We start from the raw sequence: 17,691 nt of genomic DNA, 5'->3' as shown, positions 1-17,691 counted from the left end.
AAGGCTCAATCCCACCTTCACTCAGCTATCGCTTCGCTCAGGCCATGGCTACTGACAGCCCACTGGGCTGTCAGCTTAACGCCACGGCCTTGAACAGTACTGCCTGCTGAGGGTGGAGGGACGGGGGACGGATGCCGTAGCGCTGCAGGGCTTCGCCGGTCAGGACTACGCCTTCTTCGTTCCACCAACCGAGGGTGCTTTGACCATTGGTCAGACCTTCGAGGTCCAGGCTTGGGTCGAGCGGGCTAATGCGATACTTGCGCTTGGGGTCAAGGCCAGGCAGATGCACGGGAGCGGCAGGATAGGTCTGGCTCGTGGTCAGCTGGGTGAAGCGGTAGATGGCAGCATTGCGGTTCGGCATCACCATGCCATCGAGGCGCACGGCCGGATCACTGGAGTCGGCGTGCACGCAGGTATCGATGGCGAACCAATCACGATGCTTCTTGAACTCGGCCACCCACACTGCCAGCTTGGCAAGTGCATCGTCCGGCTCCTTGAGCAGGTTCCATTCGATGCCCATGTGCCCGAAGAATGCCATCGCCATGCGCAATTCCTGACTGGTCTCACGACGAGTGGAGTGCGCGGGGCTGGCACCCACATGCTCGCCCATCATGGCAGGCGGCATAAGCAGTGATGTGTAACGCTGGATGTCCGCGCGTTCGACCGGATCCACGCAATCGGACACCCAGATACGGTCGGCGTATTCGAGGATACCGAGATCCACACGGCCGCCGCCGGAAGAGCAGCTTTCGATTTCGAGACCCGGGTGAGCGGTCTTGAGGCCCTTGAAAATCTCATAGACGGCAATAGTTTGCGCATGCACGGCCGGACGGCCGGAGCGGCGAGAACCGGGCTCAGTGACCAGCTTGTTGTGATCCCATTTGATGTAGTCGATGCCGAGCTCGCCGACGAGCTGATCCATGCAGCTGTAAATGTAATCGAAAGCTTCCGGATTGGTCAGGTCGAGCACTTGCTGAGTGCGGCCCTGCAGCGGCAGACGGCCGGCAGTGGGCGAAAGAATCCAATCAGGGTGGTTGCGGGCCACGTCGGAATCGGGGTTGACCATTTCCGGCTCGAACCACAGGCCGAACTCCATGCCCTTGGCATGCACATAATCGGCGAGCGCCTTGAGGGACTTCGGGCCATCGGGCCATACGTCCTGAGAAATCTGCCAGTCGCCAAGGCCGGAGGTGTCGTCGCGGCGAGAACCGAACCAACCGTCATCCACCACGAATCGTTCCACGCCAGAAGCGGCTGCCTTGTCGGCGAGCGCCTTGAGCGTATCGAAGTTGTGGTCGAAGTACACGGCTTCCCAGGTGTTGAGGATTACCGGACGGCCGTGCGAGAACAAGCGCGGGTGCAAAGAACGCACATAGGAGTGGAAGCGTGCGGCAATCTCGTTCAGACCATCGCCGAAGGAGCCGAACAGCCATGGGGTTTCGTAAGAGCTCTGGCCTTCGCCGGCTGCATCGTCAAGCGTTACTTCGCCGCCAAACAGCAGCTCGCCGCCGCCAATCACACCCTGCGTGTACGGCAGTCGCTCGGCGGACAGCACGGAGTTGCCGCTCCAGCCCACGTGCACCGAGTAGGCCTCGCCATGCTCGAAGCCGAAACCGGGAACGCCGGCGGTAAGCAGCAGGGAGGCGTCGAAATCAGGGCGACCTGCGAGCTGCGGCTTCTCAAAACGTCCGATGGTGAGCGGCTGACGCTGCGGGCTGCGTTCGCGAAGATGGTGGCCGGTGGTGGTCAGGATTTCGGATGCGGATTCGGGCAGCGGGAAACCGAGCTCGATCTTGCCGATTTCCAGCGGGGCCTCGGCACCGGCTTCTGCTCCGAACAGGTTGGTCACGATGGCCTTCTGACGGGCCAAACCACCGGGCAGAAGTTCGAGATGCCATTCGAGTTCCACGCCTTGCTCTTCGTCGCGCGCAGTGATTGCCACGCCGGGCACGTTGGCCGGGCCAGTGGTACGGGCACGTCCAGTCACATCGGTGTAGCTGTCGCCGGACACAGCATCGAGGCTAGCAGCTACCACGCCGTCGAATTTCATACCGGTCACGGTGAACTTGGGGAAGAGTTCGATGCCGTCGCGGCGCAGCACCACACGCTGCTCACCAATCCAGCTTTCGGCCTGAGTCGGCAGGATGGACGGCCAGGCGGTGTCATCGAGTGCACCGGAAACGCGCTGCGGCTTGAGCGCATCGTACGCAGCGAGCAAGGTCTCAGGATTGCTCAGCGGGCGACCCCAATGAATGATACGCGGCAGGTCATCGCCGGCAGCGACCAGACCGATTGCCACGTTGGCATCGGGCTGTACAAGATAGATGGCGGTGAGCGCGGTTCCGTCAGCGGCGGTACCGGTGAAGGTGGCGGTGTTCTGGGCCATAGTGTCTCCTTCGACGTATACGGAATGCATTGAACTACTGATTGTGATGGTAGAAGAAGTAGAATATGTTGCCTTGGTGCCGCGTGTTGGATGGATGAAGTAAGTATTTGAGCGATTTACCGCCGATGAGCGAAGAACGCGCTGAGGAGAGTCTGGCAATCGGCTTCTGCCACGCCGCCATGCACTTCAGGGGCGTGACCAATATGGGGATCGCGCGGGATATCCCAGATTGACCCGCAAGCACCGAGCTTGGAGTCCCACGCGCCAAACACGATGGTGCCGATATGGGTTTGGATGCATGCGCCGGCGCACATCGGGCAAGGCTCAAGCGTAACAGCCAGTGTGCAATCGGAGAGATTCCACGAGCCTAATGCGCGGGCGGCCTCACGCATGGCAATGATTTCGGCATGCGCCAGTGGATCGCCATCGGCCTCGCGTGTGTTGTATCCTCGCCCGATGATTTGGCCGTCGGCGTTCACCACCACTGCGCCAACCGGCACATCGCCGGCTGCCGCGGCCCTTTTGGCGAGCTCCAGCGCGCCGTGCATCATCTCGTCATATCCCATATGCCCCATATGAACGAGTGTATGCCGCGTGGCTTGCGGTCATCAACGACTTTCAGCAGATATGTCCCATCTGGACGAGTACACGACCTGCCCCGTGGGACAAGATGTGAATTTGGCCGGTTTTCGCATTATGTCCCACGCTCCTCTCAATCGGCGAAAAGCATCATCCTTAAAAAATGGCGACATTCCAACGTTTCATGTTTTGGGCTTGTGGGACATAAAGAATGTCAATCGATTGATGTTGCTAATGGGACACGGTCAAGTGGGACAACACGAAAAAAACGCCAGTTTCCGCATCGTGTCCCACGCAAAACAACATGAACCCAACCGCATGCCACACGCGAGATGATACGAACTCAGCCACACTCGGCCTGAAGCTTAATGTGTTCCTAACGATGCTCATATACTCTGAGTGATAAAAGAAAGGGAGACACTCATGGCTGTATTCGAGCTCATCCTGTGCATTATCGCAGCAGTGGTGGTGAGTTCGTTCGCCAGTCGTTTCGTGCCGCGAGTGTCCACACCACTGGTGCAGATCGTGCTGGGCGTGCTGGTCACCTACTTGCCGTTCTTCCCGGATGCCAAGCTCGATCCGGAATTGTTCATGGTGCTGTTCATCGCGCCCTTGCTGTATCTCGAAGCGCATGAAATCGACAAATCCGCCCTGCTGAAAACGTTGGATTTGAGCCTATCCTTGGCGATTGGTCTGGCTATCGTGACGATGACCGCAGTGGGATTCACGCTGCATGCCGTATGGCCTTCGATTACCTTGGCTTCCGCTCTGGCCCTAGGCGCGGCGCTCGGCCCGACCGATGCAGTGGCCGTGAGTTCCTTGGGCAAAGAGGCTTCACTGTCCCAACGTCAGCGCAGCGTACTCAAAGGCGAATCCCTATTCAATGACGCTTCCGGCATCGTCGGCTTCCAGTTTGCACTTGCTGCAGCATTCACCGGAGACTTTGCCGTGGGCCAAGCCGCCGGTGAATTCGTGATCTCGTTCTTTGGCGGCACGCTGTTCGGTCTGCTGGTGGCCGGATGCGCCAACTGGGTGTTCGAGACCGTACGCTCCCTCGGTTGGGAGACCACCACCACCCGTATTTTGATGGAACTCTTCCTGCCATTCCTGCTGTATCTAGGTGCGGAGGAATGCAATGTATCCGGCATTCTGGCAGTGGTGGCAGCCGGTCTGTTCATCCGTTTCGACCGTACCGGAGTGGGCCCGAACGTGGCCCGCACGAATATCGTGTCTTCCTCCGTGTGGGGAGTGTTGAGCTTTTCCCTCAACGGCGCCGTGTTCATCCTGCTAGGCATGCAGCTGCCGCGAGCCATGCAGGCCAGCTGGTCCGACCCATACATCAGCAACACCGTGCTCATCGGCATTATTCTGCTCGTCACTTTGGTGGTGATTGTGCTGCGCTTCCTCTGGATCACCGCCATGCTGCGCATCGCCCGCGACGTGAACACCGGCATGCGACGCAAAATGACCCCTGAGCGCTGGAGGTCGGCCGCCGTGATGACATTCGGCGGACCCAAGGGCACCATCACGCTGTCGTTGATGTTTACTATCCCGTATTACATTGCGGGCGGCGCGGCATTCCCCATGCGCGACGAACTCATTTTCATCGCCTCCGGCGTGATTATCGTGACATTGCTGCTAGCCAACTTCCTGCTACCGCTGCTAGCTCCGAACCGCAACCGCGATCCCGGCGCGGAGATGATACCGGTCACCATTGAGGTGCTCCGCTCCACCGTGGAAGAACTGACTGGCCTCATCACGCCCGAGAACCGACGTGCAGTGCTTATGGTCATCGACCAGTACACCAAGCGTATCGGCCGCTTGCAGCAGCACATCGGGGAAACCGACCCGCAGGGGTTGGAGAAGCTGCAAATCGAAGCGCTGCACTGGGAGAAGGAATTCGTGCGTGACCGCCTTACCGAAACCAAGACGCATCCGGCGGCGGATTCAGCCACGCAGGAGCTGAATGTGGAAGCTTGCGAGCGCATGCTCGACCAGATCATGAATACGTTGCGCCACACCTCCACCGATCCGACTTCCGGTCATGCGGTATCGCAGATTCGTGGACGTGCACGCATGTTGCAGCGCCAAGTGAGCAACTACGCCAAGCGCACCGTCTCGAAGATTCGCCATACCACGCCGCTGGTGAGCGAGGATCAGATTTTTGCCCGCACACGCGAATTGCAGGTTGAAGCGATTCATCATGTGATTGACCGGCTGGTGGACGAGATGGGCAACGACACCTACAACACCGAGCATTGTTCAGCGCTGCTTTTGGATTACCGTCGCGCTGAGGGCTCGCTGCAGGCACGGCCAAATATGAGCGGCACCACTGAGGCAATCACGCAGGTCGAAGAGGTGAAGCGCGAGAGCTACGGTATTGAGCTCAGTGTGATTCAGGACATGCTTGAGGCCGGCGACATCAACCGTGCACAAGCACGTTCGCTCAGGCGCAATATATACGTCATGCAGGTTGACGCCGATTCCGGCATCTAAATTTCTTGGCTCTCCCCTCTCTGAGGGGAGAGCCAAGGATGCTGCTTTCTCGTGATTTTGAGGGCTACCCAGACACTGCGGATGAGGAGCACTGTTAGGTATGTGGCGAACAGGATTTCGCCAGTGCGTGGGGTCATCGCCTCGGCAATCCACGTGCCCAGTGGCGCAGTCAATGCGGCTACGATGCCGATAATCAATCCGACCTTGGCATGCACCATGCGCCGGCGAACATTGGCCACCGTAGTGGTGACGGCGTTCGGGAACATGGCCAACAATGAAGTGCCGCGAGCAATCAGATCCGAAGCATCAAACAGAATCGATAACGATGGCACAAGAATGGCACCACCGCCCACACCAAGCAGGCCGGCCAGAATGCCGGCGATTACGCCGAATACCACCACCAACAGGCCGGTAACGAGGCTCAACTCAATCGAGGAATCACGCGAAGGCACGAATATGAGCTGGCTGAGAATGACGAATGCCATGAACACCACGAATGCCCAACGCAGCACGACTTCCGACAATCGGGACAGTAGTAGTGAGCCAATCTGGCCGCCGACAAACATACCGACGAACACCAGCAACGCGGCAATCCAATCGACATTGCCGTTGACCGCGTAAGACAGCACGCCAGATACTGACGTAGGGATAATCGCCAGCATTGAAGTGGCGGCCGCATGACGCTGGGTCAGGCCAAGCCATACCAGTGCAGGTACGATGATGGTACCGCCGCCGATGCCGAACAGTCCAGACAACAAACCAACAAGCACGCCCACTGCTACCATCACCGCAATGCCGCGCGGGGATTCGTCCACATGGTTTTCTTCAGCACTCACTTCGCTCATGGGACTTTAGTCTATGACCGGAGTGTGTGCGGATCTCCGTTGCGTCCGATTACTGTATATGGTGCGGCCGCATTGCTTCATCACCACCCAGTGCCATGAATCAGGCAAGTATTACAGCACGCCAGACGTGATGTCGTTATCCAGCAACCACTGACGCAAATCGGCGAATTCCTCAAGACTCACATTATGGTCGAGGCCGCGATAGCTCTTGGTTTTGAGCCACGTATGCTCCTCAAGCCAAGCGGCAGTAGCGAATAATTCGTACTTGGGAATCACGCCATCGTTTTTGCCGTAGGTGTAGAACACGGGGATATCGTAATTGGCCAAGCGATCGTCGGCGGGAGCGGTGCCGGGTACTTGACCGGGCGCGTTGAAACCAGACAACGATACGACAGCACGATAGCGTTCGGGATTGATGCGCAGTAGATGCACGGCGACGAGACCACCTTGCGAGAAGCCGAGCGGTACTACATCACGGTCAGCGGGAATGTTGGCAGCCACCCACCGATCGATAGCAGTGGCGGCTGCATACGCGTCATAATCAAGATCATCGCCGACCGGCAGAGCGTCATGGAGCCACGCGTAGTTGCCGGGCATTTCACTGTGTTCGGGAGCCTTGGCAAGTGCCAGTGGGCCGCGCAACGCTACAAAATCGTTGTAGGGGGCGATGAGGCGCATGACGCCTGCCATGTCTTCTTCGCTGGAGCCCCAGCCATGCAAGCATAGGAATAACGGATGAGTGGGGTGCTGGTCGAAGCCACCGCGCGAGGTCACGCTGTATTCCACTGAAAGCGGCTCGCCAAAACGCCCAGGCACGGCAGTGGATTCACGGCCGATTAAGGGCCGACTTGCATTCGCTTCGTTGCTCATACCACCACAATATACGGCGTTCGGCTGTTGTGAAGTGCTCAACTGGCATGATTTCGGTCACACTGCGGCATTGCCACTGTCCGTGCCATCTTTGGCTGCGGCGATGGTTTCGAGGGTGCCACCCCACTGCTGCTGAAGCGCGGTCATATTGTCGGCCTCGCCGAACACCATCCAGCGCTTGCCATTCAGCAAACGCCAGTCGCCTTGCGTCTTCTCGTTGTCGGCATGCTGGCCCAACAATTCAGTGATTTCGCTTTTGATTGGCGCCCGGCTCATCGCAGCCGAGGCCTCGGAGTCAAAGGATACGAACGCAACACGCGGATCAGCACACATCTGCACGGTGGTGATGCCAGGCAGACCGCCCGCATCCAATCCTTGCCACCCGTCCTTGCACGCGCCGCCAACCGCCCGTTCAATACCTTGCTCCATTTGTGCGGTATTGTCTACCGGCGCTTTGTCATTGACGGCGGGATGAATCAAACCCTGTGGGAACAGTACGCCCACGGCCACACCCACCACCAAACAAGCCGCGGCCAGAACCAATGTGACGATGCCGCCTGCGCCCACTCCCCCATGCGTGGAGTGACGCGGCATCGTGACACGCGACGAAATCACCAGAATCAGGGTAAGTCCGATCAGCACAGCCGCAGTACCCGCGATATACCGACCTCGCACATTCACCAAAAAGCCGATGGATTCGGGCGCAATCTCATGGGCCGCCGATAAGACAGCCACCACGACGGCCAGCAATCCGGTAATTAATGCGATACGCCGCAACAACTTGGATGCAGGGCTATCGACTTTCAGCTTGATCGCACGCCGACCAGAGCCACACCCCCGAGAATACTGCTGTTCGCGGCGAGCGCGGCGCGAACCGTTGTACTGCCCGTCGTCAAAGAAATCGTAATCCTCGTTATTACTTGCCATCTGGACCGCCCTCCCTGCCGATAGCCCCAGTGTACCGCCCCACCGTGTGAGTGGTCGTCATTCCGCAGGATGAATCGACTAAGCAAAAAAGAACCCCGGCGGAGTTACCGCCGGGGAGAGAAAGGAGAGAGAAGAAGAAAGGGGTTCAATTGTCGGGAGCTGCTGCGGCTCCTGATCAGCTCTTCGCTGACATTTTTTATATAACCACTCGATTCTGTGTCTATCTCTGAGGTTCTCTGAGAATAACCTGAAAATTTTGCGCTTGGGCGCTGCCGGCTACTGTATCGGCTCTAATACTGTTTCCGCACGGGGCGCTAGACTTAGGAACAGTATTTGTTCTGCCGCAAGGAGTTTTCATGCTGCTGTCCGACCGCGATATTCTCGCCGCTCAGTCCGCTGGTCACATCTCTCTGGATCCGTGGACACCGGAGATGGTGCAGCCCGCCTCCATCGACGTACGGCTGGATCGCTATTTCCGCCTGTTCAACAATCACGCATATACCTATGTGGATCCCGCCGAAAATCAGGGAGCGCTCACCGAACAGTTTGAAGTGGCCCCTGACGAACCGTGGATTCTGCACCCCGGTGAGTTTGCACTGGGCTCCACGTGGGAGTACGTCAAGCTCAATCCGACTATTGCCGCACGCCTTGAGGGCAAGAGCTCACTGGGCCGTTTGGGTATTCTGACCCACTCGACCGCCGGCTTTATTGATCCTGGCTTCGAGGGGCATATTACGCTTGAGCTATCCAATGTATCGACGTTGCCGGTCAAGTTGTGGCCCGGCATGAAGATTGGCCAGATGTGCTTCTTCCAGCTGAGCTCGCCTGCCGAGCACCCGTACGGCTCTCAAGGCACCGGCTCCCATTACCAGGGCCAGCGTGGACCTACCCCAAGCCGCTCCTACGAGAATTTCTATCGCGCGCACATCAAGGACTAAACGCTACAACGCATCATTCGGCCGGCGCATGCCGGCCATTTGCTTACCACCAAGGAGATGTTATGACCAACAGTGACGGCGGTTTCCAATTCGACTTCCAGCACCCTGAAGAACCATCCAAGCCAGTAGTGCCTCCGGTTCCCCCAGCACCTGCGACTCAGGCAACACAGCCTGCGCAGCCCACACAACCCGTATGGCCAGCCGCGCAGCCGACGCAGGCATTCCAACCAGTACAGCCGACACAAGCAACCCAAGCATTCCAGTCAGCACAGCCGACACAAGCAACGCAGTCATTCCAACCTGCGCAACCGACCCAGCCAACGCAGACTGTACCTTCATATGACGCGACTGCGGCAACTCAAGCATTCCAGCCGATTCAGTTTGGACAGCCCACAACCCCGGCATACGGTACCGGCGCCACTTCTGGGCAGACCGTCGCCATGCCGGCAGCCCCAGCCCAGGCGATGCCTGCTGAAGATATGCAGGCGACTCAGGTATTTCAGCCGTCCGAAGTACCGGCTGCGGCTCCCGCACAGCCGGCGACACTACCGCCCACCATTCCGCCACTCGATCAGTTCGCTGATGAAGAAGAGCCCGAAGAACACGAGCCTCGTCATCAAGGCGGCGGCAAGAAAAACACGGGCAAAACCGTCGGCATTGTCATCGCCGTGGTTGTGGTCGTGGCGTTGATTGCCGGAGGCTTGTTCTGGTGGCATTCCAACAGCAGCAAGGTGAGCCAAGCGGCGGCGCTAGTCGAATGCAAGGCAGCAGCCAAGCAGTATGATTCGGCCAAGAAGAAGCTCACCACCGCCATCACGAACGGTCAGACCAGCGCGCAGACGCCCACCAGTGACGTGGCCGACGTCAACACCATCACCACGTTGAATCAAGCGGTGCAGGATGCTGGCACCCCGGCCGATACCGCTACCTGCGATTCCAAGCTCAGCGCAGATGAGTTGAAGAAGCAGACCGAAGACATGCAGAGCAAGGTCAGCGACGCCGCCGATAAGACGGATGCCATCAACAGCGCCATCAAGGCCGTCAATGCTTCCAAGAAGACGGCAAACACCAACTCGCTGAAGTCGAACCTCAGCTCGGCCGTTTCGCAGGCTCAGGGCATTCTGGACAACTCGGCCGGCAACGTGGCCGATGAGAATACTCGCACCGCATTGCAGACCGCTATTACCGAGGCGAACACCGTGGCAAGCAGCTCCAACCCGTCCGAGGCCGACGTGAATAACGCCATTTCCAAGCTGCAGAAGGCCGAGGCCGACGTGAACGCTTCAATGCAGGCCAAGCAAAAGGCTGACGCCGATGCGGCAGCACAAGCTGAGGCTGAGAAGAAGGCTCAGGAAGAGGCTGCGGCGGCTAAGGCTCAGAAGAAGGCCGAAGAAGAAGCCGACAGCTCAAGCGGGATGAATAGCGACACTGGTAGCAACTAGTAGTTCTGCGTTCCGCATATAAAGGGCGGGTCAAATCCTACAACAGGATTTGACCCGCCCTTATTGTTATTTGGTGCTATCCGTTGGCGTTACTGTCGCTTAGCCATCGCGCGCAACACAATCTTGCGCAGCTCGGAAGCAATCAGCACAATCGCAGCCAGGCCGATGCACTCCACCCAAGCCATCGGGCTGAGCGCAACGGTACCGAACGGGCCGTTAAGGAACGGCACATAGACCACCACAAGTTGCAGCGCCACGGACAGGCCGATCGCGCCCCACAGCCACTTGTTGGAGAACAAGCCCACGAACACGGACTGCAGGTGGGAGCGGGAGGCGAGCGCGTTGAACAGCTGGGCGAACACCAGAATCGTGAAGCCCATGGTACGAGCCTCGGTCATCTGTGCCTCATGGCCGATGGCATCCACCGAGCGGTCGGTGAACAGGCCGCCGGACAAGTGCATATCCATGCCGATCAGTGTGACGATGGCCATGATGACACCGATGTAGATGATGTCGCCCCACATGGAGGCGTCGATCACACGATCGGTCATCTTACGCGGCTTACGACCCATCACATCGTCGGTTTGCGGATCCACGCCCATGGCGAGTGCGGGGGCCGCATCGGTCAGTAGGTTGATCCACAGCAGCTGCGTGGCGAGGAGCGGTACGGCGACGCCCACGGATTCCGGCTGACGGATACCGAGGAAGCCGGCCAGCACCACGCCGAGGAACACGGTGAACACCTCGCCCACGTTGGAGCTCAGCAGGTAGCGCAGGAACTTGCGGATGTTGTCGAAGATCACGCGGCCTTCGCGCACAGCAGCCACGATGGTGGAGAAGTTGTCGTCCGCCAGAATCATCTTGGCGCTCTGCTTGGTCACTTCGGTGCCGGTGATGCCCATGGCCACACCGATATCCGCGGACTTGACGGCCGGAGCGTCGTTCACACCGTCACCGGTCATGGCCACGATGTTGCCCTGGCGCTGTAGGGACTCGACGATCTTGAGCTTGTGCTCAGGAGCCACGCGGGCATACACGGACACTTCAGCAGTGGCCTTGTCGAGCACGGCTTCGTCGGGCAGCTGATCAAGCTGGTCACCGGTCAGGGCCTTGCCGTCCTTGGCGATGATGCCAAGGTCGGAGGCGATGCGGGCAGCAGTCAGCGGGTGGTCGCCGGTGATCATCACGGTGCGGATGCCGGCACGGTGCGCCTCGGCCACGGAATCGCGGACCTCAGTGCGCGGCGGGTCGATGATGCCGACCATGCCGTTCCAGATAAGGTCGGTTTCGATGGCCTCGGACTGTTCGGCGATGTCGGCCACCTGGCCCGCGGCATTTACGCTGACGCCCGGCACATCGGCCAGCGAGCTGGTTTCCAGCGGTCGACAGGCCTGACCAAGCGTGCGGTATGCCTCGGAAGAGAGGCGTTCGACGGTGGCCAGAATCGACTGACGATCACCTTCGGTGAGCTTGCGGACCTGGCCGCCCACGCGAATGCGCGAGCAGTAGCTCAGCAACACGTCCGGCGCACCCTTGGCGAACACGGTCAGTTTGCCGGAATCGGTGTCGTCTTTAGCGATGATAGACATGCGCTTGCGTTCGGAGGTGAACGGAATCTCGCCCACGCGAGTGTAACGGCTGACCTTGTGATCAGCCTTGACCTTGCGAGCGGCAACGACCAGTGAGACTTCAGTGGGGTCGCCCACAATCTCCCACTTGCCGTTTTCCTGACGGAGTTCACCGTCGTTGGCCAGTGTGCCGGCCACGAGTGTGGCAATAACCTCATCGGCGATGGTCTTGGCTTGATCGGATTCGGGATCAACACCACCGGCCATGACCATGCGGCCTTCGGGCGCGTAGCCGGTGCCGGTGATCTGCACTTCGCCGGACGGGGTGACCACACGTTCCACGGTCATCTCATTACGGGTCAACGTGCCGGTCTTATCCGAGCAGATCACGGAAGCGGATCCCAGGGTTTCCACCGAATGCAGCTTCTTGACGATCGCGTTGTGGGCCGCCATGCGCTGCACGCCAAGCGCCAGCACCACGGTCAGAATGGCGGCCAAACCTTCCGGCACGGCGGCCACGGCAAGCGAGACGGCCAGCAGCAAGGAATCAATCACGTCATGGACGTCGTTGAAGCCTTCCAGCACGGCGAGCGCCACCAGCACCACGACAGCGATGACGCACACCGCAATGCCGAGGATCTTGGAGACGTAATCCATCTCCTTCTGCAACGGGGTTTTCTCGTCCTCTGTGGCGGAGAGCATGTCGGCGATCTTGCCGACCTGCGTATTCATACCGGTGCCGGTCACGATTGCGCGGCCGGTGCCTTGCGTCACGGAAGTGCCGTTGAAGATCATGTTGGCGCGGTCGCCCAGCGCCTTGGCCTCGGTGAGTGTGTCCGGCTTCTTGCCAACCGGCACGGATTCGCCGGTCAGTGAAGCCTCGGCGATGCGCAGGCTGGCCGCGTTGACCAGTCGGCCATCAGCGGAGACCGAATCGCCTTCGGCAAGGACGATGATGTCGCCGGGAACCACGTCGGCGGTGTTGATGCGCAGCACCTTGCCGCCACGCAGCACCGAGGTCTGCGGAGCTGTCATTTGGGCGAGCGCCTCAACGGCGGCTTCTGCCTTGGCTTCCTGCATATAGCCGAGCACGGCGTTGACAATCAGGATGAGGATGATTACGAGGGCGTCGAACGGCAACGCTTCGCCGCCTTCTGCGCCGGGACGCGCATTGGCTTTCTCGATGCCCCATGCAATGACTGAAATAATGGTGGCTGCAATCAGCAGGTACACCAGCGGATCCTGGAACTGGGCCAGGAACTTCTTCCATTTCGGTACGGGCGGGGCGCTGGCGAGCTCGTTCGGGCCGAATTTGGCCAGTCGGCGCTTGGCTTCTTCCTCGCTCAGGCCGTGGGATGGGTCGACGTTCAGGGCTTTGGCCACGTCGTCGACGCTGGTCAGACTTGGATCAGTATCCCCCAATAGCGCTTCCTGTGCGCGCACTTCTTCCGATTCCACGACCCCGTTCGTTGCGGTCGCGGACTTTGCGGATTGATCGTTACGATCATCCATGGTGTTCTCCTTGGTATCGCCGCGGAGTAGTCAGCCTCGGCCGGCACCGGGTTGTCTCTCCCGGGCGGCGCAGGACTGCGCGGTTATGGGCATCGACGCAATTGCAGCCGATGCGTACGATGCCATTATTCCATAACCCGGCGGCACACTGGTCAAGCCATGACGGGCGAGCTGGGCGCGGACATCGTCGAGCGGTACAACGACTCGCCCATCGCTGCGGCCGCGCTGCCCGCCCTGACCTCGGTGCGTCCGCCGTACGCGCGTATCGTCACCGAGGTCTTGCGTCTCATCGAAATCGGGCCCGGGAATCCCACGCACATCTCGTTGCCACCGGAACTCGTCGTGCGCGCCTCGAGCTCGAATCGGCTTATCTGACGGCGAGGGTGCCCACTTGCGCGCCGACGGCCACCGTACCGGAACCGGTAAGATCCAAAGCGGCGATGGTGGCCGGGTTGGTGAACACCACGATGACGTCGGTGGCTTTGCCCGCGGCCTTGACCGCATCGAAATCGACCTTCTCGATGGGATCGCCGGCTGAGACCGTCTGCCCGGCACTCACCAGCATCGTGAAAGGCGCGCCCTTGAGTTGCACGGTATCGACGCCGATATGCACCAACACCTCGACACCGCCCGGAGTGGTGATGCCCACGGCGTGTTTGGCGTCGGCCACGGTGGTCACCGTTCCGGAAACAGGGGCGACGACCAGCCCGGAGGACGGCACCACGCCGAACCCATCGCCCAGAATCTTGGCGGCGAACGTGTCGTCGGGCACTTTCTCGATGGACTCCCAGACACCATCGCATGGGGCGAGAACCGACGTCGCTGCGGGGGCGGGCGCCGCCTCATCGCTGTTGTGGAACAAACCGGAGAACAATCCCATAATGACTCCTTGAAAACCAATGATGGACGATAACGGATGGGTTGCGTGACGCCGATCATGTCGACGTCACGCAGCCCATCCGTCATACCAATCGACAGAGCGCCAAGCGCTAGGCTTTATGCAGCTCTTCCATGGCATCGGCCACAGCCTGCACCTGCGTGCCGACCACAACCTGGACATTCCTGTCGTCGATGACCTTCACGCCGGGCACCAGCTTGCGGATGGCGTCCACATCCACCTTGGCGGTGTCCTTGACACCCAGACGCAGACGGGTCACGCAGTTCTCGATGTCGACGATATTGGCCTTGCCGCCAAGCAGCGCGTAGAGCTTCGCGGCCAGCGCGGCGTACTTGTCGCGGGAGACCGCGGCGGCCGGGGCGGCGCCGGTGTCGAGAATGCCCGCCACGGCGGCGGCGCCCTCATCGTCAACGCCATCGCCACGGCCCGGGGTCTTGAGGTCGAACTTCTTGATCATGAACGTGAACACGAAGTAGTAGATGACCGCAAAGACCAGGCCCTGCACGATAAGCATCCACGGCATATGCGCCTGCGGCACACGCAGCGAGAGGAACCAATCGATGAAGCCGGCGGAGAAGTTGAAGCCGGCGATCCACTGGAAGGACGCGGCGATGAACACCGACAGGGCGGTGAGCAGCGCGTGCACCACGTACAGCGGGAAGGCGGCGAACATGAAGGAGAACTCCAGGGGCTCGGTCACACCGGTGAGGAAGGCGGCCAGACCACCGGCGAGCATCAGGGAGCCGACGGTACGACGGTTCTCCGGCTTGGCGCAGCGGTAGATGGCAAACGCGCCCGCAGGCAAGCCGAACATCATGATCGGGAAGAAGCCGGCCTGGTACATGCCGGTGACGTACTCGCCCCACGGCTGGAATCCACCGGTGGCCAGCACAGCCTTGGTGGTGCCGTTGAGACCGCCCACACCGTTCCAGAACTTGGTGATGTCATCAATGCCGGCAAGGTTGAACCAGAACACGTTGTTGAGGGCGTGGTGCAGACCCGTGGGGATGAGCAGACGGTTGAAGAAGGCGTAGATGCCGGCGCCGACCGCGCCCATACCCATCAGGGACTCGCCGAAGGCGACCAGACCGTTGTAGACCAGCGGCCACACGAACAGCAGCACCAGGGAAATGACCGACATCAGCGCGGCGGTCAGGATCGGCACGCAGCGACGGCCGGAGAAGAAGGCCAGGAAGTCGGGCAACTTGGTCTTGCTGAAACGGTTGTACAGCGCACCGGACACGCAGCCGACCATGATGCCGAAGAACACGTTCTTGTTGCCGATGGCGCCAGGAGCAAAGGCGGCCGGCGGGTTCTCGGCGTCGAAGCCCAGGAACATGGAGGCCGAGCCCATGATCGTGGTGATGGTCATGAAACCGACCAGACCGGACAGGGCCGAGGCGCCGTCCTTGTCACGGGCCATGCCGACGGCCACGCCAACGGCGAACAGCAAGCCCAGATTGTCGAGGATCGCCGAACCCGTCTTGCACAGATAGGCGGCGATGACGTTGCCGCCACCCCAACCGCTCGGATCGATCCAATAGCCGATGCCCAGGAAGAGCGCCGCGGCGGGCAGGCAGGCGACGGGCAGCATCAGCGCGCGGCCTAGTCGCTGAATATAGGCTTTCATTTCTTTCTCCCTTCATGCGGGTTTTCCAGCGGTGGAGTACTTCTCTGTGCCCTGCTCCGCCGTCACGCGCCGACCCTCCATTGGACCGGCCGATATCCGGCGGGGCGAGTACCGCTTTCAACGGATAATAGTACGCCACAGACGTCATGCGCCGCAACTCAGCGCACTGAAATCAAGGCTCGGAGAACCGTGCGCGGATTTCGGAAACCTAATCGAACATGCAAAGCGTCTGAGCCGCGGAATGCCGCCATTTTCGGTCATGTTCGTTTGTGCGGAAACAGTTCGGATGGGTGCACGGTTCTTACTGAGAATCGTCCTCTGCACCCATCGCGGCGGCCATGGCGGCGTCTCGGGAACCCTTGGTGACCCGCAGGCCCACGGTGACGCCGACCAACACCACCGTGCAGGCGATCCACAGCATCCGCCCGCCGAAGCCGCCGATCACCCAGCCGCCGATCAGCGGCGCCAATGCGATCGACACCGACCACACCACGTTATAGACGCCCTGGTACGTGCCGCGGGCGGTGGCGGGCGCCATGGCGGCGACCGTGGTGGTGGCGATGGGGAACGTGCCCAGCTCGCCCAGCGTCCACAGCACTACGGCAAGCGCGAACCCGCCCCATGAATGGGCCACGGCCTGCACCGCATAGCCGATGGCGGTCACCGCAAGGCCCATCACGAGCACACGCGAATTGCCCATGCGCGCGAACAGTTTCATGGCGGGAATCTGCAGCAGACACAGCATGCCGCCGTTGATGGTCAACAGCACCGAATAGTCGCCCAACCCCAGACCAAGGTCCGTCATGGCAATGGGCAGGCCGGAGGTGCTTTGGAAGTACACAAGGAAGTAGCCGAACATCAGCAGGGAGAAGCCGAGGAATGGAGTATCGGTGAGCACGCGCCGCCAATTGCGAGACATGGCGCCCTCGGGGCGGGCCGCCGGCGCCGAAGTCGTCAGATGCCTCACTTCGCGGAAGAACACGATCAGCAATATCGTGACGGCGATCATCACCGCCGCCTCGACGTAGAACATCAGCGAATAGGAGATCTTGATCAGCTGATTGGCCACGATCGGGCCGATCGCATACCCGAAATTGATGGCCCATGATTGCAGCACATAGGCGCGCTGTTGACGCTTGGGAGGCACCACGTCGGCGATGTATGCGGCGATGGCTGGACTGGGCAGCGAGGCGAACGCGCCGTATACGAACAGGGCCGCGCCCAACGCCACGGGATCGGCGAGGACGGAGACGACCAGAAGAGCGGCGGCCGCGCCGATTTCGCCGATGATGATCATCGACTGGCGGCCGAACCGGTCGGACAGCGCGCCACCGAAAAGACAGCCGATGATGGCGCCGAAACCGTACATGGCCACGACCGCGCCCACAACGCCTTCGCCGAGGTGCAGCGCGGAGACCAGGTAGATCGACAGGAACGACGTCACGAAGCGACCCATCCACAGAATCAGAATCGCCAACCATAATCCCCAATACAGCAGGGACAGTCCGAATATCATGCGCTGCTTCTTCACTCCCAATACCTTACCGGCTACCGACGGCGGAATAGCCGCGTTTTGGCGCGGGGTGCTGGGACAATAGCA

Annotated in this window: 13 protein-coding genes; 4 read left to right on the top strand and 9 right to left on the bottom strand. The window is 60.2% G+C overall.

Features of this window, described 5'->3' with window-relative positions:
- Positions 1–70 precede the first annotated feature (70 nt).
- On the bottom strand, positions 71–2,386 hold the full coding sequence (locus NBH12_RS10575; RefSeq protein ID WP_250819471.1) for an alpha-galactosidase: 2,316 nt from the start codon (positions 2,384–2,386) through the stop codon (positions 71–73).
- A 116-nt stretch (positions 2,387–2,502) separates the two neighbouring features.
- Entirely contained in the window at positions 2,503–2,952 is a 450-nt protein-coding gene (gene tadA / locus NBH12_RS10570) for a tRNA adenosine(34) deaminase TadA (RefSeq protein ID WP_060618901.1), read from the bottom strand.
- Positions 2,953–3,388: 436 nt separating this feature from the next.
- Here tadA and NBH12_RS10565 point away from each other — a divergent pair, with 436 nt between their 5' ends.
- Entirely contained in the window at positions 3,389–5,461 is a 2,073-nt protein-coding gene (locus NBH12_RS10565) for a cation:proton antiporter (protein WP_250819470.1), read from the top strand.
- Here NBH12_RS10565 and NBH12_RS10560 read toward each other — a convergent pair.
- The 3 genes from NBH12_RS10560 to NBH12_RS10550 all read right to left on the bottom strand — a co-directional run bounded on the left by NBH12_RS10560 (position 5,458) and on the right by NBH12_RS10550 (position 8,103).
- Positions 5,458–6,306 carry a sulfite exporter TauE/SafE family protein gene (locus NBH12_RS10560; protein WP_250819469.1) on the bottom strand — a complete coding sequence of 283 codons (849 nt, stop codon included), beginning with the start codon at positions 6,304–6,306 and terminating at the stop codon, positions 5,458–5,460. The genes NBH12_RS10565 and NBH12_RS10560 overlap by 4 nt on opposite strands.
- A gap of 111 nt (positions 6,307–6,417) precedes the next feature.
- Entirely contained in the window at positions 6,418–7,176 is a 759-nt protein-coding gene (locus tag NBH12_RS10555; RefSeq protein WP_060618899.1) for an alpha/beta hydrolase, read from the bottom strand.
- Positions 7,177–7,233: 57 nt separating this feature from the next.
- Positions 7,234–8,103, bottom strand: a complete 870-nt coding sequence (locus NBH12_RS10550) for a hypothetical protein (RefSeq protein WP_060618898.1) — start codon at positions 8,101–8,103, stop codon at positions 7,234–7,236.
- A gap of 356 nt (positions 8,104–8,459) precedes the next feature.
- Between NBH12_RS10550 and dcd the strand changes: the two genes are divergently transcribed.
- Together dcd and NBH12_RS10540 are read left to right on the top strand one after the other, a co-directional pair.
- The gene (gene dcd / locus NBH12_RS10545; RefSeq protein ID WP_003827803.1) at positions 8,460–9,041 is read left to right on the top strand and encodes a dCTP deaminase; all 582 of its coding nucleotides are present in this window, start codon (positions 8,460–8,462) and stop codon (positions 9,039–9,041) included.
- Between the two features lie 62 nt (positions 9,042–9,103).
- Positions 9,104–10,483, top strand: coding sequence for a sugar-binding domain protein (locus tag NBH12_RS10540; RefSeq protein WP_250819468.1), 1,380 nt, complete (start codon positions 9,104–9,106; stop codon positions 10,481–10,483).
- Between the two features lie 89 nt (positions 10,484–10,572).
- Here the strand turns inward: NBH12_RS10540 and NBH12_RS10535 are convergent, their stop codons facing one another.
- Complete coding sequence (locus NBH12_RS10535; RefSeq protein ID WP_250819467.1) at positions 10,573–13,563, bottom strand: cation-translocating P-type ATPase; 2,991 nt, start codon at positions 13,561–13,563, stop codon at positions 10,573–10,575.
- Between the two features lie 159 nt (positions 13,564–13,722).
- Here NBH12_RS10535 and NBH12_RS10530 point away from each other — a divergent pair, with 159 nt between their 5' ends.
- Positions 13,723–13,938: a substrate-binding domain-containing protein gene (locus NBH12_RS10530; RefSeq protein WP_003827807.1), complete on the top strand. Its 216-nt coding sequence runs from the start codon at positions 13,723–13,725 to the stop codon at positions 13,936–13,938.
- Here NBH12_RS10530 and NBH12_RS10525 read toward each other — a convergent pair.
- The 3 genes from NBH12_RS10525 to NBH12_RS10515 all read right to left on the bottom strand — a co-directional run bounded on the left by NBH12_RS10525 (position 13,931) and on the right by NBH12_RS10515 (position 17,622).
- Positions 13,931–14,443 (bottom strand): PTS sugar transporter subunit IIA, encoded by a 513-nt coding sequence (locus NBH12_RS10525; RefSeq protein ID WP_003827808.1) that lies wholly within the window; start codon positions 14,441–14,443, stop codon positions 13,931–13,933. The two genes, NBH12_RS10530 and NBH12_RS10525, sit on opposite strands and share 8 nt — an antisense overlap.
- Positions 14,444–14,552: 109 nt before the next feature.
- Positions 14,553–16,091, bottom strand: a complete 1,539-nt coding sequence (nagE, locus tag NBH12_RS10520; RefSeq protein ID WP_003827809.1) for an N-acetylglucosamine-specific PTS transporter subunit IIBC — start codon at positions 16,089–16,091, stop codon at positions 14,553–14,555.
- A gap of 301 nt (positions 16,092–16,392) precedes the next feature.
- Positions 16,393–17,622, bottom strand: a complete 1,230-nt coding sequence (locus tag NBH12_RS10515; protein ID WP_003833022.1) for an MDR family MFS transporter — start codon at positions 17,620–17,622, stop codon at positions 16,393–16,395.
- Positions 17,623–17,691 lie beyond the last annotated feature (69 nt).

The organism is Bifidobacterium sp. M3-N-101, from assembly GCF_023656805.1.
Lineage (GTDB): Bacteria > Actinomycetota > Actinomycetes > Actinomycetales > Bifidobacteriaceae > Bifidobacterium > Bifidobacterium breve.
The sequence above is the reverse complement of the archived record's forward strand: the minus strand, read 5'-3'. Positions and strand labels throughout refer to the sequence as shown.